The sequence below is a fragment of the Methylomonas lenta genome (assembly GCF_001644015.1).
Classification (GTDB): domain Bacteria; phylum Pseudomonadota; class Gammaproteobacteria; order Methylococcales; family Methylomonadaceae; genus Methylomonas; species Methylomonas lenta.
Genome location: NZ_LUUI01000076.1, coordinates 79465 through 100776, shown reverse-complemented (window position 1 = coordinate 100776; position 21312 = coordinate 79465). Strand labels below are relative to the sequence as shown.

The window sequence follows — 21312 nt, the reverse complement described above, 5'->3', positions numbered from 1 at the left end:
AAATAAAGCTTTTTTGCCTTATTATAAATCTCCTCTCCCCAACCCTCTCCAGCAGGAGAGGGAGCTTTTTCTTAACTTAATGGCATTGACTGCAAGGATAGCTTGGCTTCCATCTAATACGGCTGGCTGCATTGTTAAGGCAAGCAAAACTATGCGGATTTAAAAATAGCAATCCCGCGCGTTGCGCTTGTGCTAGGCTGTAATTTAAAGTGAACATACTCCCAAACGCTAGACATTTTCGCTATGCAAGCTTTTGAATTTATCCACAGGTCATTGCAAAACCGAGTTTTTCTTTTTTCTTCCATCGCATCACGTATCCTATCGGGAGCGATCGTTTAATTTGCGACTTATTAACACAGCATTCAATCAATATTTATGAACTTATCTCGGCATTTTCCCGAATCTCATATTGCCTTGGCTCATGGCAATGGCGGACGATTGATGCGCGAACTGATCGAATCCCTTTTCGCCCATCATCTGAAAAACGACTTATTAGATACAGCTGTCGATGCTGCATGCCTGCCCATTACTACCGGTGCAGGGGACATCATGATGACTACGGACGGCTTTACTGTGGAACCGCTGGAGTTTCCCGGCGGCAATATCGGCAGTCTTGCCGTACACGGCACTATCAATGATTTAGCGGTTTCCGGTGCCATTCCACTGTATCTAACACTCAATGCTTTTATTGAAGAGGGGCTGGAAGTGGCTCTACTGGATAGAGTGCTGGAAAGCATGGCCCAGGCCTGTCGTGAAAGTAATGTCAGCGTGGTTGCAGGTGACACAAAAGTTTTGCGTCGAGGTCAGGGCGGAGGCATTTATTTTGCCACCACAGGCATCGGCATACGGCCATCGCATTTAAAACTGGGTATGCAGCAAATTCGTCCGGGCGACGCTATTTTGCTAAGCGGCTCGGTGGGAGATCATGGCACTGCTGTATTACTGGCTAGGGAACAATTTGGCTTATCGGGTGAACTTAACTCTGACTCGGCCAGCGTACTACCTATCTGCCAAGCACTGACTGAGTTAGCCGGCTTACGATTTATGCGCGACCCCACGCGTGGAGGTTTGGCCACCGTTGCGCATGAAATGGCCAATGCCACCCAAGCCAGTGTGCGATTGATCGAGACACAAATACCGGTCTTAGATCCTGTACGCATGGTTTGCGAAATACTGGGTTACGACCCAATGTATCTGGCTTCCGAAGGACGGGTGGTTGCGGTGATAGATCCTGCCACTAGCGATACTGCAATCGAAAAACTACACGCTTTAGGTTATACAGATGCAGCCATCATTGGCCATGTCGAAGTTGGTAGAGCGCAAGTCATTTTACAAACCGAAATCGGCGGCGAGCGCATCTTACAAGAACTGGAAGACGATCCTTTGCCACGGATCTGTTAAACCAACCTATGGCTTTTAAACTTACTTAGGCTCAAACGTCAGCAAATATCCGCAATGGTCGGACACCTGACCATAATCCGAATCGGTAAATATCACCCTGGCCGAGGTCACACGCAGGTCGCTGGCTTTATTCATAAAGACGTAATCAATGCGATAATCGTCGGCCATTGAATGTCCCCAGTGAGCATCGTTGACGCGAAATATTTTTTCGAACAAACCTTGATGATTGGCGGCCAGATATTGATCTTCGTATTGATTGCTACTAACAACCAACTGATAACCAACAGAACCGGCGGCAATATTAAAGTCCCCACATAACAAGGTTGTTTTTACTGAATCGTTTATTTGACTGTCAGCCCATTCCCCTAAGCGCTGAAACTGTTGTTTAAAGCCATCTTCCCACCAACTCAGATGAGCTGAAAATACATTCATAGCACCTATGTAAGGTACCTCGATACGCGCCTTCACCACTTTACGGGAATGAATGCTGTAGGCATCTTGACTATCGGAGACGTACTGCGACTGAGTGTGATGCAAGGGGTAACGGCTTAAAATCGCTACGCCTTCCCTGTATTTATCAAACCCCAGATGCGACCAGTCGGTGTAAAGATGCATAGGCTGCTTTAAGCGCTGATTGATAATGTTGGCGGAATTGGATCCCCAATCCCCATGGCCGTCATTCCAATATTCGGCCACTTCCTGAAAGCACACCACATCCACATCCTGTTCGTTGATGGCTTTAGCGATTTGCGACAATTTAAAATCCTGTTTATCTTCCTGGTAACAGTGCAGATTTAAAATCATCAGTGTCAGTGGTTCGCGACTGAAACAATAATTTTTGCCGCCATTGTTATCCCAAATCTCGCCTTGCCGAGTTTTACAGCAAATACTGTATTGCAGCGCAAACAGGTCCGCGACTTTTAAGCGGGCCGTCCACAATTGCGCCCCTTGTTGCCTAATGCGTTTATTTCTATGGCACTTGACTTGCTGACTATTACGCCAGTTATCGCCTGTCCATTGCAATACCAGACTTTCGGCATGCAGCGCTGGGTCGACCGCCACCTTGACTTGCACATATTGCTGGCCGTCATCCAGCTTGGGTTTAAAACTAAGATTCTGTAACGGCAAATCACTGGTCAAGGTAATGCCGCCGCCTAGCCTACTCTGGTAATTCCAACCTTGGTTGTTATCCCAAAACTCACCGGCATCACAGCGTAAATGTATAGAAAAACTGATGTTGCCAGCCAACGTTCTAACGGATTTACCACTAAAAGTCACCCGCGCCCGCCAGAACTCTTGTTGTTCACCACGCGGACCAATGTATTTAGCCGCTAAGGTATGCCAAACACCATCATCCCCAGCCCAGATTACCTCGACCTGTTTGTGATAAGCCAGGTTATTCACCGCCAGCAAAAAATGCACAACCTGCTGCTGGGCGTCTTTTTTTCGTGTTAGCCTGTTTTCCACCGCCAGTAATTGAATGTTGGCCATTGCTTACTCCTTGCGCTCTGGAACGCAATAATCGCGAAAATCAATTTCCGGAAAGATGTCATCCATCACTTCCAGTGCGGTCAGATACCGCCCGTCAATGCGGTTTTTTCGGATGCAATCATGCAGATAATTAAAGCGAGCCAGATGATCGGTAAGCCGCTTTTTAGCATATTCGACCGTAGTGCCGGATTTTAGAATAAACGGCCAATCGGAGGCCTGTGCCAATAATAACGACCGTACCGCCTGATTCAAAGCCCGCTGCTGCAGTTCGCTAAGCTTGAAGCTTTTTAAATCTGCCGTCAGCTTTTCCATTTCGCTACCGGCCTTATGCAACAACGGATATATCCAGTCGTTGCTTTCATTCAGCCAATATTCTGAATAGCCCTGATCGCCCCAGGTAGAGGCTGACGGAGTTGCTTGTTGTTGGGTAGGCTGACGTTGCAAATAATCTCCGCAACTGACTGTCTCAATACCGCTATTTTCAGCCGCCGCCAACCGCAACACCCACTCCAGCCAGTGTGGACCTTCGTACCACCAATGGCCAAATAATTCAGCATCGTAAGGTGCAACGATAATCGGTAATTGATCCATGGCCGGTGTCAGCGCTTGAATTTGCTGCTGACGTTTACTGATAAAGTCTTCCGCATGTTGACGGGCTTTGAGCAAAGCCTTGTCCGGTTCATACAGTTGTTTAAACTCACCTTCACCGGTAACCCGATGATATTTAATCCCGGTGTTGATACGCGTGCTGCCATCGAGAATATAGTCAGCAATATAATCCAGCGGCAAATCAAAGCCGATGTCGCGGTAATACTCACGATAATCCGCATCGCCGGGGTAACCTTGATCTGCGCTCCATACTTGTTGCGAACAAGCCGGATCGCGGCCAAAAGCCATCAGCCCATTCCCACAATCCAGCGGCGCATAAACCCCATGCTTAGGCGACTGGGTAGCATCCATGATGCCGTGACTATCGACAAAAAAGTACTGCACGCCTGCATCCAGCAAAATAGTCTCCAGTCCTGGATAATAGCCGCACTCCGGCAACCAAAAACCTGCAGGCGCATAGCCAAAGCGGGCTTTAAAGCTATCGATACCGACCTTTATCTGATTGCGAACTGTAGCTTCGCTGACATTCAACAGCGGTAAAAAACCGTGGGTGGCCGCTGTAGTAATAAGTTCTAGCCTACCGCTACGCTGATGCTTGGCAAACGCTGCCAGCAAATCAGTTTGATAGTGGTTTTGGTAACTGTGCAAGGCTTCCAAAAAACTGCTGTGATAGCGCCTGGCCAAGTCATTAAACAACGGCTGATCCAAAGTACGCGTCACTTCCTTATTTGCCAGTTCAATTAACTTTTTTAAATGACGCAGATAGCGATTTTGCAGTAATTCGTCCTGCAGCATGCTAATCAGCGTGGGTGACAACGATAATGTCAGCCGGCAGCTGACTTGATCCTGCTGCAACCTGTCCAACATGGCAATCAGTGGCAAGTAGCAGTCGGTTATAGCTTCAAATAACCAGTTTTCTTCAAAAAAACTGTCATGCTCTGGATGATGCACATACGGCAGATGGGCATGTAAAACGATGCAGAGATAGCCTTTGTTCATCTTGAAGCTTATTTTCCTTGTCCTGAGGCGGTTTTGCCGGCAGCAGAAGCCGGGTTATTAGCTGACATTATAAACTGCGCAATAGCATTAGGCAGCTGAATACCTGTCTGCATAGGCATAGAAATTGAGGCTGCGGTAGTATTGGAGTACAGCTGGGGGGTAAAAATGTGCTTGTCATCAATTTGGCCTAGTACAGCCCGATAGTGCATCAAATTATTAGCAGGGACAGTCTCAGGCAACAAAATATCCTGCTGACCATCAGCCTGCTTAACATCAATATCAAACCAGTCCGGCTCTACATTAAAAAAGCTTGATTCATTTTCCTGCGGATCAATAATTTGCGGCTCAGGCTGGGTATAAATCCTCAGAATCATCGCCTGTTCTGGCTCGATACGGTTTAAGGCATTTTGCAACCGACGCTTGGCTACATCCCAATAGACATGTAAACGGCGCGGAGTTAACGCCAACAACACCAAGCGTGACTGATGACTCACTTTACCCGGCGCATATTCGCGGCTAATTTGTTGGCTGATTTCCAGTAATTCCTGCGATGAGAAGCGACTTTTCGCTTGCCGCCCTACCCTACTGGCAAAAAGTTGCGGCGAAAAGTCACGACTGATAGCCTGGCTGATAATGCACATTTCCTGCCGAGACAGCGCGATACGGTGACCAGGATTAGATTGTACTTGGAGCATTATTTGCCTGAAAATTAATATTTTTAATTCAAAACCACCCTGCAAACCTGATGCTTAATGCAATAGGTACTCAAACAGGCATTCGATCAAACTCTACTCGTTGTCGATTATTTGCGCAAGATAAGGGCCAATTTGCCGTTATTTGCAGTAGAATCCTATCTATCGCAACGCTTTTAATTCAGTTCATGCACAAAAAGTACACATTAAAATCCGGCAGCCCCTATCCAAATGGTGTGCAAGTTGAAGAGGATGGTGTCAATTTTTCCATCACCAGCCGCCATGCTACCCAAGTGGAACTGTTGCTGTTTAGCCAAGAAGATAGCCCACGCCCTTTTCAAATCATATCTTTGCATAAGGGTAGCCATCACACGTTCTTTTCCTGGCATGTTTTTGTTGAAAATCTACCCACCGGCATTTGGTATGGTTGGCGTATCGATGGGCCCTCGTTTACCCGCGAATCCGGCCTACGCTTCGACAAGGAAAAAGTATTACTCGACCCCTGGGCGCGCGCCGTCAGTGACAAACTCTGGCAACGGAAAAATGCCTGTATACCGGGCGACAACTGCGATACAGCTATGCGGGCTGCGGTGGTTGACGAGAAAGATTACGATTGGGAAGGTGATATCCCTCTGGCGATACGCAGCGAAAAAGCCATTATTTACGAATTGCATGTTGGCGGCTTCACCAGCCATCCTTCTTCTAAAGTCAAACACCCCGGTACTTTTCTCGGCCTGATTGAAAAAATACCTTATCTGCAACAGCTAGGCATTACCCATGTCGAATTATTGCCCGTGATGGCTTTTGACGAACAAGACGTACCTCCTCACACCTCCGAACTTGGACTAAAAAATTACTGGGGCTACAGTACGCATAGTTTTTTTAGTCCGCACCCCGGTTATTGTGTCAGCCAACATCAAGCCTCGCATTTAACAGAATTTCGCGACTTGGTGAAAGCCCTGCATCAGGCCGGCATCGGTGTGATTATGGATGTGGTATTCAACCATACATCCGAAGCTGGCGTCGATGGTCCTGTGATCAATTTCAAGGGTATCGCCGGCAACAGCTTTTATCTGACAGATATGCACGATAAACGCATATTCCATGATTACACCGGCTGCGGAAATACCGTCAACGCCAACCATCCATTGGTAAGCAATTTTATTATCACTTGCCTGGAATACTGGGTGCAGGAAATGCATGTGGATGGCTTCCGTTTTGATCTAGCCAGCGCGTTGGCACGCGGCGAAGATGGTCATGTCATGCAAGATCCGCCTTTGGTATGGGGTATAGAACTCTCACAACAACTCGCCAAAACCAAGCTTATCGCCGAAGCCTGGGACGCTGCGGGACTATATCAAGTCGGCAGTTTTCCTGGCTATCGCTGGGGTGAATGGAACGGTATGTATCGCGACGTCATTCGGCGTTTTTTGCGCGGTGACTCTGGTGTATCGAATGAAGTAGCTACCCGTCTGTGTGGCAGTAGTGACTTGTATGAGCATCAGGGTCGCCTGCCGATCAGTGGCATTAACTTCATCACCTGCCATGACGGCTTCACCCTCAGCGACCTGTTCAGTTATAACGAAAAACACAATGATGCCAATGGCGAAAGTAATCGCGACGGTTGCAATAACAACCTCAGTTACAACTTTGGTGCCGAAGGTCCGACCCAAAATGCGGCCATCAACGCTTTGCGCCATAAACAAGCCAAAAATGCTTTCGCCATTTTGTTACTCAGCCATGGCGTGCCTATGCTGTTAGCCGGCGATGAGTTTTTGCACAGCCAACAAGGCAATAACAACGGTTATTGCCAGGATAACGAACTAAGCTGGCTGGACTGGACAGACAGCAAACGCAACGTTGACGTTCTGCGCTTTGTGCAACAAATGATACAGCTACGCAAACAACACCCTTCGCTGATGCGGCGCAACTTCCTGAGTGGCGCAAAGCTCGAACACAGAGATATTGCCGATATCAGCTGGCATGGCCTAGAGCCTGGTCAGCCACCGGAATGGAATAACCCGGAAACACGCATCCTGGCATTTACCCTGGCCGGCATCAACCCTGATGACCCGGATTTACATGTCATTATGAACATGTCCGAGGATAAACACATCATGCAGCTGCCCAGCATCTTCAACAGAACCTGGTGTTTGGCGCTGGATACTTCGTTACGCTCTCCCAATGACATCATTCCACCGGAACTGCAAAAACCACTTAGCAAACCCAGCTACCCGGTCGACAGTCGTTCGGTAGTGGTGCTTGAAAATGTCGACAACGATCTGCTGCACACTAAAAAATCCCCAGGCTTTTTTAGCAAACTAGCCGACATGAAGATTTTTAATCCGAATGAATAAGGTTTTTTATGCTGCAAAAGGGCCGTAGGTCCGATTAGTGATAGCGTAATCGGACGCATGTTGGACTTCGTACCTCCGATTACGCTGCGCTTTTATGCCCTTTAGAATAACTCTAAGCTAAGCGGGCTAGTTTTCCCCCTCCATTGAAACAGAGGGTTAGGTCATGATTACAATTTGTCTTTTACGAGTTGGTAAATCGCCTCTACTTCCAGGTCCATGCCTTGCATGACATCTTCTAATTCAGCCAGCTTGGCTTCGGCGAATTCGCGATCTTTCAGACTGGAAGTATTGATGTAGACATTTAATGCCGCGCTTTTCAGACCGGCATAACCCGCCATCACCGCCACCCCGGCATCACTAATTACACCCAGATTGCCTTTTTCCGCCGCAACCCGGCTCAGGGCGATCGTTTTGGCGCAGGCTTTCGCACAGGCCAAAGGTACTTCTGTAGCCTCTCTCAACATGATCTGGATTTGTTGACTACGCTGCGCTTTATCTGCATCAGTCTCCTTAGCTAATCCATAGCAGGCCATCAATTTGTCAAACACATCGACATCGGCTTTAATCATGCCAAGCAAGGTCTGCCGCAAAGCTTCAGATTCTGCCAGCAATGCCTGCATGTCCAGTTCGACTTCGGCGTATTTGGGTTTACCGATGGTTAAATTGCAAACCATGCTCAGCAGCGCTGCTGCTTGCGCACCCATTACTGCCGCCGCACTGCCGCCGCCTGGTGTGGCTTGTTTGCTGGCCAGCTCGTCCAGAAATATTTCTATTGATTTATCTTTAATTTCGCTCATATTCTGCCTTTAATTTTCCCGGCGCCAATCTGTTGTGCCGTCAGGTCGGTCTTCCAAAATAATCCCAAGTTGTCTTAACCCATCTCTGATCTCATCGGCTTTAGACCAGTCTTTGTTTTGCTTAGCTACCAATCTAAGTTGAATCTGTTGATTGATATATTCTTCTGTTAATTCCACAACATTAATTTGGGTATGGATAGATAAACGAAATACTTCCTTTAGCCAGATGTCCGGTTCAGTTTGAAGTATTCCTAATAAATCACCCAATTTTTTTAAAGAAGAGGCTAACTTGGCAACTATTTTTAATTCATTTTTGTCCTTTGCCTTGTTTAGCTCTTTGGCCAAATCGAACAATACAGACAGAGCTATAGGTGTATTGAAATCATCATCCATGGCCTGCTCGAAGCGCTGTTTGTATTCAGCGTCTATTGCCATATCGGTAATCTCAACGCCTCTTAAGGCGGTATACAAGCGCGTCAAAGCCAGACCGGCATCATCCAGTTGCTCATCGGAATAATTTAATGGGCTACGATAATGACTGGACAGAATAAAAAACCGGATCACTTCCGGCCGATATTGCTTCAGCACCTCGCGCACGGTAAAAAAATTACCCAAGGATTTGGACATTTTTTCTTCATTGACCCGCACGAAACCATTGTGCATCCAATAGTTAACGAAGGGTTCGCCAGTGGCACCTTCGGATTGGGCGATTTCATTTTCATGATGGGGAAATTGCAAATCCATGCCGCCGCCGTGAATGTCAAAATGATTGCCCAAACAGCAGGTAGACATGGCTGAGCATTCGATATGCCACCCCGGACGCCCCTGCCCCCAGGGCGATTCCCAATATGGTTCGCCGGGTTTGGCCATTTTCCATAGCACGAAGTCCAAAGGATCACGTTTGGCATTATCGATATCCACCCGCTCACCGACGTTTAAGTCTTCGGTATTTTTACCAGACAATTTACCGTAGCCCTTAAACCGGTTTACCGCATAAAACACGTCGCCATTGCTGCCCACATAGGCATATTCCCGCTCGATCAGCTTGTTAATCATATTCAAAATATCGGCTATCGATTGGGTGGCTTTGGGCTCAATATCCGGCGGTAAAACAGACAAAGCGCGTTCGTCTTCGTGCATCGCATCGATGAATCGCTCGGTCAGTGCCGAATATTCTTCGCCATTTTCGTTGGCGCGCTGGATGATTTTGTCATCAATGTCGGTGACATTGCGGACATAGGTCAACTCATAACCTGCATGGCGCAAATAGCGCGCCACCGTATCAAATACCACCATGACTCGGGCATGACCGATATGACAATAGTCGTACACCGTCATGCCGCACACGTACATGCCGACTTTACCGGGCTGTTTAGGGATGAATTCTTGTTTACTTCGGGTTAGCGTATTGTAGATTTTCAGCATGAGGATGAAGTGAAAAACAGCGAAAGACCGAGCAATCTATCAAGATTCCGACTTCTCTTTCAAGATAAAAACACATAGAATTCACGGCTTACAGCAATTTTATGGAGCTTTTATGCGTAACACTCTTGTTTACCTGATGCTGTTTTTGTTCTCAACCCTTTCATTTGCAACGGAAAAACAAATGTCCGACACCCAAACAAAAGTAAAACTGACCACTACACTCGGCGCTATCGTAATCCAGCTGGATAATGCTAAAGCCCCTGTTTCCGCCGCTAATTTTGCTGAATATGTGAAACAAGGTTTTTATTCCGGCACTATATTTCACCGTGTCATTCCCGGTTTTATGGCGCAAGGCGGCGGTTTTGACAGCAGCTTTGAGCAAAAAGCCACCCTAGCCCCTATCAAAAACGAAGCTGACAATGGCTTAAAAAACAAACGCGGCACATTAGCCATGGCGCGCACTAACGATCCTAACTCAGCCACTGCTCAGTTCTTTATCAACCTTAAAGACAATGGATTCTTGGACCACACTGGCCCTACACCAAGCGGCTGGGGCTATGCAGTATTCGGCGAAGTGATCGAAGGCATGGAAGTGGTCGATGAAATGGCTAAACAACCTACCGGCAACCGTGGCGGACACCAGGATGTGCCTAAAACCGAAATCGTGATCGAAAAAGCTGAAATTATTGAATAAATTTTGCGTCAGGTTCCGCCTAATAGGCGGAACTGTTATGCTTTGAAACAAGACATACTCTTCATCTCCGACCTGCACCTCTCGCTAGAAAAACCCGAGATTACCCGCCGTTTTGTCGATTTTTTGCAACAGCGTGCCAGACAGGCAGAGGCTTTATATATCCTGGGTGATTTGTTTGATGCCTGGATAGGTGACGACGACAATACGCCGCCGAACAAATCCGTCAAAAATGCCCTCAAACAACTCAGCGCATCCGGTACGAAAGTCTTTCTGTTACAAGGTAATCGAGATTTTTTGCTGGGCCAGCGCTTTTGCGATGAAACAGGCATTATCTTGCTAGACGAGTTTGCGGTAATCGAGCTCAGCGGCCAACCTACCCTGCTGACGCACGGTGATTTACTCTGTAGTGACGACTTGGCCTATCAAGCGTTTAGGCTGAAATCACGCAGCCCGGAATGGCAACAAAATGTGTTATCCAAACCTTTGTGGCTACGGTTGTTAGCGGCACGCTGGTATCGCTTGCGCAGTTATTTTCATAAGCGCAAAAAAAACCAGGACATCATGGATGTGAACCAGAAAACCGTGCTGGAAACCCTGCGGAAATTTGAATGTCGCACTTTAATACACGGCCACACACACCGCCCGGCCACACATATTGTTTCTATTGATGGTCATGCTGGGCAACGCATTGTATTGGCTGACTGGAAAAAACACAGCGGCGAATGCTTGTGCTGGGATGGCGCAGTATTTTTACGAGAATCACTTTAAACAAAAGTGCCAGGCAAAAAAAACCGGTAGTACATTAAGTAAACTCTCTGCACCACCGGACCTTTTACTATCTCCACTTCAATTGACCGAAATTTAACCCAGTAGTTCACTCGACAATTAATTTTTTTAAAATCCAATGATGGCGCAATTGTTCAATCCATCCTCTCTAGCAGTCATACACTTAGCCTAACTTTCCAGTCCCCTGGGGGAAAGAGTGCGTTGAAAAGCTTCCATCCCAGGTTGTTTAAGACAGCATTTCAGAGAGGTCATTCGGAAAGTTTCAAGCTAGATACCGCCTCGATGTATTAATTTTAGGATTTGGTCTGGAATAACTTCCCGAATTGAAACCCCATGCCAAACATCGTCGTTAGTGCGTGTTTTAAAAGTAGCAAATCGGCCTGACAGATAGAATGCCCAGTATTTTACCAATGACTAAAAAGCTTAATAAATCAAAAGTTAAGCGCTATCCAACTGACTTGTACATACCGTTCCTCAGGAGCATCCCGGATCGCTAAACGGGTTATGCATTTATGATACGAACTCGCCCTTTTAAAACTCGCACTGCACAACATAACCAATAATCGCGCAGAGCAGGATTTGCCCATGGCTTAGGACAAACAAAAGGTCTCCGACTGCTTTCGATCGGAGCACCATACCCATGCCTACTGCCGAATATCCAGCTATCCACAGACCATGGCTAACCGGGGATCTAATCCGCTCATCGCAATTCAAATTGCCTTGACGACGAATGCTGCGACTATGGCGTGCCAGTAGTTACGAAAAGGATTGCATACTTTTTTTCACATCCTCCTGGGTTAACAAGTCAATCTTGATGGGGTTGACCTTCCAGATATCCCGAGAATATTCCTGAATGGTTCGATCGGAGGAAAACAAACTGCTACGCGCCACATTCAAAATCGACATGCGTGTCCAATGTTCGGTATCCAAATAAGCTTGGCCTACTTGATATTGGCAGTCGACAAATGACTGGTAATCGGCAAGCAGCATGTAGTTGTCGCCCTGCAGGAGAGCGTTAACGATAGGTCTAAACAGATCACGATCGCCCCCCGAAAAATAGCCGTCTGAAATCAGATCAATCACGGCTTTGAGTTCGAGATTGGAATGATAAATATCCATAGGGTTGTATCCCTGAGATTTAAGCGTCTGAACTTCGTCTGCATCCAAACCGAACAGAAAAAAGTTTTCCGCACCCACTTGTTCGCGTATTTCAATATTCGCCCCATCCAGCGTACCTATAGTCAGTGCGCCATTCATGCAGAACTTCATATTTCCGGTGCCTGATGCCTCTTTGCCGGCCGTTGAAATTTGTTCTGACAAATCGGCCACAGGATAAATACGCTGCCCGTTGCTGACGTTAAAATTGGGCATGAAAACCACTTTTAGACTATCCCTGACTGCCGGATCGTTATTAATGACATCGCCCACGGAGGTGATGAGTTTGATGATCAGTTTAGCCATGTAATAACCGGGGGCTGCCTTACCGCCAAAAATAAAGGTACGCGGTACGAAGTCCTTATTAGGATTGGATTTCATGCGGTGATACAAGGAAATGATATGCAAAACGCTCAGGTGTTGCCGCTTGTATTCGTGGATACGTTTAACCTGAACTTCGAATAGCGACTGCGGATCGATGATGTAACCGGTGCTGTGGCGCAAATAGGCAGCAAAATCTTCTTTTATCGAGCGTTTAATGTAGCGCCACTCGGAACGAAACGATGGCTGTTCCGCATAAGGTTCCAGTTGTTTTAAATGACTGAGTTGTTTAATCCAGGATTCGCCAATATTTTGCGATATCAGTTTGGTCAGCTTAGGGTTAGATAGGGCCAGCCAACGCCGCGGCGTGATCCCATTGGTTTTATTGCTGAACTTTTCCGGCCATAGGGCATAAAAATCGGCTAACACGTCTTTCTTCAGCAATTCGGTATGCAATGCCGCCACACCATTGATGGCATGGCTGCCGACGCTGGCCAAATGCGCCATCCGTACGTATCGCTCGCCGGATTCATTGATCAACGACAAGCGAGCCAGACGTTCGCTGTCACCCAGAAAGCGGATTCTGACTTCATTCAGAAAACGGCTATTAATTTCAAGAATGATTTCCAAATGCCTGGGTAATATGCGTGCAAACAGACTTAACGGCCATTGCTCAAGCGCTTCCGGCAACAAGGTATGATTGGTATAAGCAAAGGTTTTTTGCGTGATGGCCCAAGCCGGATCCCACTCCATGGCATGCTCGTCTATCAACAAGCGCATCAATTCCGGGATGGCGACCGCAGGATGAGTATCATTGAGTTGAACGGTAAATTTTTCGTGAAATTGCGTTAAAGGAATTTCCTGAACCTGCATGATGCGCAACATATCCTGTAAAGAACAGGACACGAAAAAATATTGCTGTTGCAAACGTAATTCTTTACCTTGAATTTGCTCGTCGTTCGGATACAAAATCTTGGTGATGTTTTCGGAGACCAGTTTTTTTTGCACTGCGCCGTAATAATCGCCGCGATTAAAGTTACCCAGATCGAACGATTCAGCGGCTTCGGCCTTCCATAATCTGAGAGTATTGGCGGTATTATTGTGATAGCCAAGAATCGGCGTATCGTACGGCGTACCTAATACGGTCCAGCCGGGTATCCAGCGCACCCGCATGGTTTCTGTGGCATCAAGATAGGTTTCGGTATGTCCGCCCAGTTTGATTTCGACGGCCCATTCCGGCCGCTGAATTTCCCAAGGGTTGCCAAAACGCAGCCATTTGTCGGTTTTTTCTTCCTGCCAGCCGTTGACTATTTCTTGCGCGAAGATGCCGAACTCGTAGCGGATACCATAACCCAACGAGGGTATCTCCAGGGTCGCCATCGAATCCAGAAAACAGGCCGCCAATCTGCCCAAGCCTCCGTTACCCAGACCCGGCTCTACCTCTTGCCTTAATAGATCGTCGTAGATTAAACCTAGCTCCGGCAGCACCTGTCGCACCTGCTCCGCTATACCCAGATTGAGCAGGTTGTTGCCGAGATGCGGACCAAGTAGAAATTCGGCCGAAAAATACACCACTGTGCGGGCTTTCTGGCGGGTGTAGGTTTCAGCCGTGCTAATCCAGCAATGCAACAAGCGATCCCGCACGGTATAAGCCAAGGCCAAATAATAGTCGTGTTGCGTCGCTAACTCCGGGAATTTTCCTTGCACGTAGAATAAATTATCTAAAAATGCGTGCTTTAAGGCTTCTTTTGACAGGCCGGTATGAACATCTTCATCAGCAGTATTTATGCTAGAGGGGGTAGCTGTGCCTTTCATAAAAATACCACTGATTCAGGTAGACTCTTTAATTTAGCAATCTTTAGGCCAAAAGACTGAGACAGGCATTTATACTGTGAAGAGCTATAAAATATATCTTAATTCAATGCTTTACAAAAAAGTCGAACATGAAAATTGACGCATTGCTTGCAAAGCTTGGCGCACTATTGTCGTGCGAAATTTCCTGCTGTGGTGCAAGTCAGCATACTGCGAGCATAACTCTGGCATCACTGGCTTAATGTAATCTTTCGGTAAAATGCTGGTAAGGGCAGAGAGATTATTGGATTAAATCCGTTCTATTAGGTCTATGTACTCATATTAACTGTCTGCGTTCATTGGCAAGATAATTGCTCTGTAAAATCTTAAGCTCTGAAAGCATTTTTAGCTTGTTTAAATCCGGCCAGTGTTGCTGGCATGAAAAATTCATCGTCCTGATACCTTCGAGGATTAAAATTTAATTTGAAATCCATTGCAGAAGGGTGTATTGATTTTAGGGTCTTGATCAGAATAAGTAGAGGTTAGTCCGAGGGGACAATTTTTAATCCCTGAACTTATTTTTTAGTCATTTGCGATGGGCAACTGCGATTACACGTCTCCTCGACAATGTATCGTCCCTGATAACCCAATAACAACGAGATCGGCCATGAGTATCCATAATTTACCCGCTGCCCAAGGCCTTTATGACCCTGCGCATGAGCATGACGCCTGCGGCGTCGGCTTCGTCTGCAACATCAAGAATCAAAAAAGCCATGCGATCGTACGCCAGGGCTTGGAAATCCTTGAGCGCATTCATCACCGAGGTGCGGTAGGCGCCGATCCCAATGCGGGTGATGGCGCCGGCATGCTGGTACAGATTCCGGATGGATTTTTTCGAGGGGTAACCGATTTTACACTTCCGCCCGCCGGTCAATATGGTGTCGGCAATATTTTTCTGCCGCAAAATACCCACGATAGGCAGAAAATGGAGGCCATCATAGTCCGGCATGTACAAGATGGCGGACAGCATATTCTAGGCTGGCGTGACGTGCCGGTGGATAACAGTGTGCTGGGTAAAAGTGTGCTAAACAGTGAGCCGGTGATTCGGCAGATATTTATTGCCTGCGACTCCGTTTGTCCTGATCAAGATGGCTTTGAACGCAAGTTATTCGTTATTCGTAAGAGCATGGATAACGCCATTCGCGAGTCGGATCTGCAAGACACAACCTATTACGTCACTTCCATGTCTTCCCGCACCATAACCTACAAAGGCATGCTGTTAGCGGGTCAGGTCGGGCGCTATTATCTCGATCTGCAAGATCCCCGTTTCCAGTCTGCACTGGCATTGGTGCATCAGCGGTTTTCCACCAACACCTTCCCGACCTGGGATAGAGCTCATCCGTTTCGGATGATTTGTCACAACGGCGAAATCAATACCTTGCGGGGTAACGTCAACTGGATGGCCGCCCGCCGCCATACCATGCGCTCCGGCATTTTAGGCGCGGACCTGGATAAAATCTGGCCGCTGATCCCCGAGGGGCAATCGGATTCGGCTTGCTTCGACAATGCCTTGGAATTGTTAGTAATGGGTGGCTATTCTTTGGCTCATGCGATGATGATTTTGATTCCGGAGGCTTGGTCCGGCAATGAATTAATGGACGCTAAGCGCCGGGCCTTTTACGAATATCACGCCGCATTGATGGAGCCTTGGGACGGGCCTGCTGCCGTCGCATTCAGCGATGGCCGGCAAATCGGCGCCACACTTGACCGTAACGGCCTGCGCCCGGCACGTTATTTGGTGACTAACGACGACATGGTGATCATGGCCTCCGAAATGGGAGTACTGGATATTCCGGAGGAAAAAATTATCAAAAAATGGCGCTTACAGCCTGGAAAAATGTTTTTGATCGATCTGGAACAGGGGCGCATTATTGACGATGCCGAAATCAAAGCCCAACTGGCATCCGCGCATCCCTATCAGGAGTGGCTGAATAGCACGCAAATTTACCTGGACGAATTGCCAACCGATGTCGCGCCGATGGCGCCCGATGCCGATACCCTGCTGGATGCCCAACAGGCTTTCGGTTATACCCAGGAGGAAGTCAAATTTCTGCTGATGCCTATGGTTTTAACGGGCCAGGAAGCCGTGGGCTCGATGGGCGCGGACAATCCGCCCTCGGTTTTATCGCGCCGTGCCAAACACTTATCCAGTTATTTCAAACAAACCTTTGCCCAAGTGACCAATCCGGCTATCGATCCGATTCGCGAAGAAATGGTCATGTCATTGGTATCCTTGATCGGGCCGCGCCCCAACTTGTTGGGCATCAATGATACCGGCAAACACATGCGCCTGGAAGTCAAACAGCCGGTGTTGACCAATGAAGACCTGGAGCGAATTCGCCACATTGAAAACAATACCGGCGGCATTTTCCGCACCTTTACCCTGGATACCACCTATCCGGTCGAGCAAGGCGCGGAAGGCATGGAACCCGCATTGAGGCGGTTGAGTCAGCAGGCGGAACAGGCGGTTTTGCAAGGTTACAACATTCTGATTTTGTCCGATCGCAACATCAACCGGGACTTCATCGCCATTCCGGCCCTGCTGGCCACTTCCGCCACCCATCATCATTTGATTAAAAAAGGTCTGCGCACCAGTTCCGGTCTGGTTGTGGAAACCGGCGGCGCCCTGGAAATTCATCATTACGCCACCTTGGTCGGTTACGGTGCCGAAGCGGTCAACCCGTATCTGGCTTTCGATACCATTCAGGATATGTTGCCTCGCTTACCGGAAAAACTCAGTTTCGAGGAAGCGCAGTCGCGTTATATCAAAGCAGTCGGCAAAGGCTTGAAAAAGGTGATGTCGAAAATGGGCATTTCCACCTTCCAGTCTTATTGCGGCGCACAGATTTTTGATGCCGTAGGGCTGTCCACGCCTTTTATCCAACACTATTTCACCGGCACGCATACTCAGGTCGAAGGGGTTGGTCTGGATGAAGTCGCTGAGGAGACCGTTAGTTGGCATCGCAGTGGTTTTGGTTACGAGCATATCTACAGCAATCAACTGGATGTTGGCGGCGATTATGCCTTTCGCTTACGTGGCGAGGATCATGCCTGGACCCCTGAAACCATCGCTAAACTGCAACACGCCACCCGAGCCAATAATGCGGAAACCTATCAGGACTATGCACGCATCATCAACGAACAAAACGCACGTTTGTTGACCTTTCGCGGTTTGATGGATTTCAAATGGGCGGCTCAAGCGCTGCCAATCGAGGAAGTCGAACCGGCTAAAGACATCGTCAAGCGTTTTGCCACCGGCGCCATGTCCTTCGGTAGTATTTCATACGAAGCCCACTCGACGCTGGCGAAAGCTATGAATTTGATAGGCGGCAAATCCAATACCGGCGAAGGCGGCGAGGAAGCCGAGCGCTTTCTACCGTTAGCCGATGGCTCGCGTAATCCGGAGCGTTCCGCCATCAAACAGGTGGCGTCCGGCCGCTTTGGGGTCACGATTGAATACCTGGTGAATGCCGATGACATTCAAATCAAGATTGCTCAAGGCGCCAAGCCCGGCGAAGGCGGACAGTTGCCGGGGCATAAGGTCAACAAGCAGATTGCCCGGGTGCGCCATTCCACACCCGGCGTTGGCTTGATTTCGCCGCCGCCGCACCATGATATTTACTCCATTGAAGACTTGGCGCAATTGATTCACGATCTGAAAAACGCCAACCCGAAAGCCCGTATTTCCGTGAAACTGGTGTCCGAAATTGGTGTGGGTACCGTGGCGGCGGGGGTTTCCAAGGCGCATGCCGATCATGTGACCATTGCCGGTTATGATGGCGGCACCGGCGCTTCTCCGTTAACCTCCATAAAACATGCGGGTTCTCCTTGGGAAATCGGGCTTGCCGAGACTCATCAAACCCTAGTATTGAATCAGTTGCGCGGCCGGATTGCGGTGCAGGCGGACGGCGGCATACGCACCGGGCGCGATGTGGCGATTGCTTTTCTACTCGGCGCGGATGAGATCGGTTTTGCCACTGCGCCCTTGATAGTCGGAGGCTGCATCATGATGCGCAAATGCCATCTGAACACCTGCCCGGTAGGCGTGGCCACCCAGGACCCGGAATTGCGCAAAAAATTCTCCGGCAAGCCCGAGCATGTGGTGAATTTCTTTTTCTTCATTGCCGAGGAACTTCGGCAGATTATGGCCAAGCTGGGCTACCGCAGCATCAACGACATGATAGGCCAGATGGACAGGCTGGAAATGCGGCCTGCCATCGAGCATTGGAAGGCTAAAGGTTTAGACTTTTCCAAATTATTGGCCAAACCGAAAGTAGCCGACACGGTGGCCATTTTCAATTCCGAGACGCAGAATCACGGCCTAGATAAGGCGCTGGATCTGCAATTAATCGAACAAGCACAGCCCGCTATTCAGCGTGGCGAGCCGGTACGCATAGAGATGCCTGTGAAAAACTATAATCGCACCGTGGGCACCATGCTGTCCGGTCGCTTGGCAGAGAAATACGGCTTGGCGGGGCTACCGGACGATACCATCCACATTAAAGCCAAAGGCACCGCAGGACAGTCCTGGGGCGCCTGGCTGGCAAAGGGCATCACACTTGAACTGGAAGGCGATGGTAATGATTATGTGGGAAAAGGCTTGTCAGGCGGGCGTTTGCTGATTTATCCGCCGCGTCATTCCGGCATGGCCGGGCAAGCCGAACACAATATCATTGTCGGTAACACGGTGCTGTATGGCGCCATTAGTGGCGAATGTTACTTCCGGGGTATAGCCGGAGAACGATTCTGTGTGCGTAATTCAGGCGCAACTGCGGTGGTCGAAGGCTTAGGCGATCACGGTTGTGAATATATGACCGGCGGTATCATGGTTTGCTTAGGACCTACCGGACGAAATTTCGCGGCCGGCATGTCGGGCGGTATCGCTTATGTGTTAAATGAAAACGGTGATTTTGCCAAACGCTGTAATATGGCGATGGTAGAGCTGGAGCCCATTGCAGCTGAAGACGATGCGCTGGAAGCCCTGGACCATCAGGGCGGCGACATGGAAACCATGGGCCGAGTAGACATCAGCCGGGATATGACCCGCTTCGACGCCATCCGTCTGCGACATTTGATCAGCAATCACTTGCACTACACCGGAAGCAGCCTCGCCGAGCGCATCCTGGCAGATTGGTCACACTATTTGCCTAAATTCGTAAAAGTCATGCCGGTGGATTATCGACGCGCCTTGAGCGAGATGGAGGCGCGGCATCGCCGGCCACCGCAATTACCAAAGCATCAAATCAGAAAGGTGGACTAACATGGGTAAACCAACAGGATTTAGAGAATACGTACGTCTGGATAGAGGCTATGAACCGGTAGCCGACCGCGTGGTGCATTATAACGAGTTCGTTGTACCGCTTTCCGAGGCCGATATCAGTACCCAGGGTGCCCGCTGCATGGATTGCGGCATACCCTTTTGCCATACCGGCTGCCCGGTGAATAACATTATTCCGGATTGGAACGATTTGGTTTATCGCGGCGACTGGCGACAGGCCATCGATGTGCTGCACTCCACCAACAACTTCCCAGAGTTTACCGGTCGCATCTGTCCGGCACCTTGCGAAGCGGCCTGCACCCTCAACCTGGAAGATGCGCCGGTTGCCATCAAAACCATCGAATGCGCCATCATAGACAAAGCCTGGGCCGAGGGCTGGATAAAACCAGAAATCTCTCATCATAAAACCCGCCGGCATGTCGCGGTAGTGGGTTCTGGTCCTGCGGGGCTGGCCTGTTCACAACAGCTGGCCAGAGCCGGTCACTTCGTAACCTTGTTTGAGAAGCAGGACAGAATCGGTGGGCTGTTGCGTTACGGTATTCCGGATTTCAAACTCAATAAACATTTGATCGATAGACGCATGTCTCAAATGCGCGCCGAGGGCGTGGATTTTCGCACCAATGTGCATGTGGGGGTGGATATTTCCACTGCCAAATTACAAACGGATTTTGACGCTGTGGTATTAGCCGGCGGCTCCGAGCATCCTCGGGATCTGGCCGTACCGGGCCGGAGTTTGAATAATGTGCACTTTGCGATGGATTTTTTGCGCGCCAACAGCAAACGGGTACAAGGTGTAAAAGTGCCGGATAGTGAATTTATCAGCGCTGAAGACAAGCATGTGGTTGTCATCGGCGGCGGCGATACCGGTTCGGACTGCATAGGCACCTCTAATCGGCATGGCGCAAAATCAGTCACCCAGATCGAGATTCTGCCAAAGCCGCCTGAAAAGGAAGATAAGGCGATCACCTGGCCGCTTTGGCCGAATCGGCTGCGCACCTCCAGCTCTCAGGAAGAGGGCAGCAACAGAATGTGGTCGGTTGCCACCAAGGCATTCATCGGCGATGCTGAGGGGCATCTGAAAGCGCTGCAATGTGTCAAGCTCGAATGGACTAAAAACGACAGCGGACAATGGCAAATGAGCGAAATTCCGGGCTCGGAATTTGAAATTAAGGCGGATCTAGCCTTGTTGGCCATGGGTTTCGTGCATCCGGTTCATGAAGGCATGCTGCAACAGCTCGATGTTACGCTGGACCCGCGCGGCAATGTGGCCAGCCCAACCGAAGGCCATAACGCCTACCAAACCAGTGTAGAAGGGGTTTTTAGTGCCGGCGACATGCGCCGTGGCCAGTCTTTAGTGGTATGGGCTATTCGCGAAGGTCGCCAGTGCGCGCGTGCAGTTGACGAATGGTTGATGGGGAAGTCGGATTTGCCAAAGTAAGCGTTTTTGCAGGTTTGC

Annotated in this window: 12 protein-coding genes; 6 read left to right on the top strand and 6 right to left on the bottom strand. The window is 48.9% G+C overall.

The features are described from left to right. Window positions 1–375 precede the first annotated feature (375 nt). On the top strand, window positions 376–1401 hold the full coding sequence (gene hypE, locus A1359_RS05115; RefSeq protein ID WP_066978946.1) for a hydrogenase expression/formation protein HypE: 1026 nt from the start codon (window positions 376–378) through the stop codon (window positions 1399–1401). 21 nt (window positions 1402–1422) lie between these two features. Here the strand turns inward: hypE and A1359_RS05110 are convergent, their stop codons facing one another. From A1359_RS05110 to A1359_RS05100, 3 genes are read right to left on the bottom strand one after another with little or no spacing between them, the layout of a single operon-like run. Beyond that, the gene (locus A1359_RS05110) at window positions 1423–2892 is read right to left on the bottom strand and encodes an endonuclease/exonuclease/phosphatase family protein (RefSeq protein ID WP_066978943.1); all 1470 of its coding nucleotides are present in this window, start codon (window positions 2890–2892) and stop codon (window positions 1423–1425) included. Between the two features lie 3 nt (window positions 2893–2895). Continuing rightward, window positions 2896–4500 carry a glycoside hydrolase family 57 protein gene (locus A1359_RS05105; protein WP_066978940.1) on the bottom strand — a complete coding sequence of 535 codons (1605 nt, stop codon included), beginning with the start codon at window positions 4498–4500 and terminating at the stop codon, window positions 2896–2898. An 8-nt stretch (window positions 4501–4508) separates the two neighbouring features. After that, complete coding sequence (locus A1359_RS05100; protein ID WP_066978937.1) at window positions 4509–5195, bottom strand: DUF4912 domain-containing protein; 687 nt, start codon at window positions 5193–5195, stop codon at window positions 4509–4511. A gap of 185 nt (window positions 5196–5380) precedes the next feature. Between A1359_RS05100 and glgX the strand changes: the two genes are divergently transcribed. Then, window positions 5381–7549, top strand: coding sequence for a glycogen debranching protein GlgX (gene glgX / locus A1359_RS05095; RefSeq protein ID WP_066978972.1), 2169 nt, complete (start codon window positions 5381–5383; stop codon window positions 7547–7549). Between the two features lie 167 nt (window positions 7550–7716). On the opposite strand, the gene fchA is transcribed toward glgX, so the two are convergent. Together fchA and cysS are read right to left on the bottom strand one after the other, a co-directional pair. Beyond that, a complete protein-coding gene (fchA, locus tag A1359_RS05090) occupies window positions 7717–8346 on the bottom strand; it encodes a methenyltetrahydrofolate cyclohydrolase (RefSeq protein WP_066978934.1) in 630 nt (209 codons plus the stop codon). Window positions 8347–8355: 9 nt separating this feature from the next. Further along, the gene (cysS, locus tag A1359_RS05085; protein ID WP_066978931.1) at window positions 8356–9771 is read right to left on the bottom strand and encodes a cysteine--tRNA ligase; all 1416 of its coding nucleotides are present in this window, start codon (window positions 9769–9771) and stop codon (window positions 8356–8358) included. A 112-nt stretch (window positions 9772–9883) separates the two neighbouring features. Between cysS and A1359_RS05080 the strand changes: the two genes are divergently transcribed. Further along, entirely contained in the window at window positions 9884–10465 is a 582-nt protein-coding gene (locus A1359_RS05080) for a peptidylprolyl isomerase (protein ID WP_066978928.1), read from the top strand. Between the two features lie 42 nt (window positions 10466–10507). Further along, window positions 10508–11233: a UDP-2,3-diacylglucosamine diphosphatase gene (locus tag A1359_RS05075; protein WP_066978925.1), complete on the top strand. Its 726-nt coding sequence runs from the start codon at window positions 10508–10510 to the stop codon at window positions 11231–11233. A 774-nt stretch (window positions 11234–12007) separates the two neighbouring features. Here the strand turns inward: A1359_RS05075 and A1359_RS05070 are convergent. Beyond that, window positions 12008–14542 (bottom strand): glycogen/starch/alpha-glucan phosphorylase, encoded by a 2535-nt coding sequence (locus tag A1359_RS05070; RefSeq protein WP_066978922.1) that lies wholly within the window; start codon window positions 14540–14542, stop codon window positions 12008–12010. 643 nt (window positions 14543–15185) lie between these two features. Here A1359_RS05070 and gltB point away from each other — a divergent pair. Then, window positions 15186–19838 carry a glutamate synthase large subunit gene (gltB, locus tag A1359_RS05065; protein ID WP_066978919.1) on the top strand — a complete coding sequence of 1551 codons (4653 nt, stop codon included), beginning with the start codon at window positions 15186–15188 and terminating at the stop codon, window positions 19836–19838. 1 nt (window position 19839) lies between these two features. Next, on the top strand, window positions 19840–21294 hold the full coding sequence (locus A1359_RS05060) for a glutamate synthase subunit beta (protein ID WP_066978915.1): 1455 nt from the start codon (window positions 19840–19842) through the stop codon (window positions 21292–21294). Window positions 21295–21312: the final 18 nt, after the last annotated feature.

Excerpts from the sequence above, each read along its gene's own strand:
- hypE (WP_066978946.1), top strand. The coding sequence starts at position 376 with ATGAACTTATCTCGGCATTTTCCCGAATCTCATATTGCCTTGGCTCAT.
- A1359_RS05110 (WP_066978943.1), bottom strand. The coding sequence starts at position 2,892 with ATGGCCAACATTCAATTACTGGCGGTGGAAAACAGGCTAACACGAAAA.
- A1359_RS05105 (WP_066978940.1), bottom strand. The coding sequence starts at position 4,500 with ATGAACAAAGGCTATCTCTGCATCGTTTTACATGCCCATCTGCCGTAT.
- A1359_RS05100 (WP_066978937.1), bottom strand. The coding sequence starts at position 5,195 with ATGCTCCAAGTACAATCTAATCCTGGTCACCGTATCGCGCTGTCTCGG.
- glgX (WP_066978972.1), top strand. The coding sequence starts at position 5,381 with ATGCACAAAAAGTACACATTAAAATCCGGCAGCCCCTATCCAAATGGT.
- fchA (WP_066978934.1), bottom strand. The coding sequence starts at position 8,346 with ATGAGCGAAATTAAAGATAAATCAATAGAAATATTTCTGGACGAGCTG.
- cysS (WP_066978931.1), bottom strand. The coding sequence starts at position 9,771 with ATGCTGAAAATCTACAATACGCTAACCCGAAGTAAACAAGAATTCATC.
- A1359_RS05080 (WP_066978928.1), top strand. The coding sequence starts at position 9,884 with ATGCGTAACACTCTTGTTTACCTGATGCTGTTTTTGTTCTCAACCCTT.
- A1359_RS05070 (WP_066978922.1), bottom strand. The coding sequence starts at position 14,542 with ATGAAAGGCACAGCTACCCCCTCTAGCATAAATACTGCTGATGAAGAT.
- gltB (WP_066978919.1), top strand. The coding sequence starts at position 15,186 with ATGAGTATCCATAATTTACCCGCTGCCCAAGGCCTTTATGACCCTGCG.
- A1359_RS05060 (WP_066978915.1), top strand. The coding sequence starts at position 19,840 with ATGGGTAAACCAACAGGATTTAGAGAATACGTACGTCTGGATAGAGGC.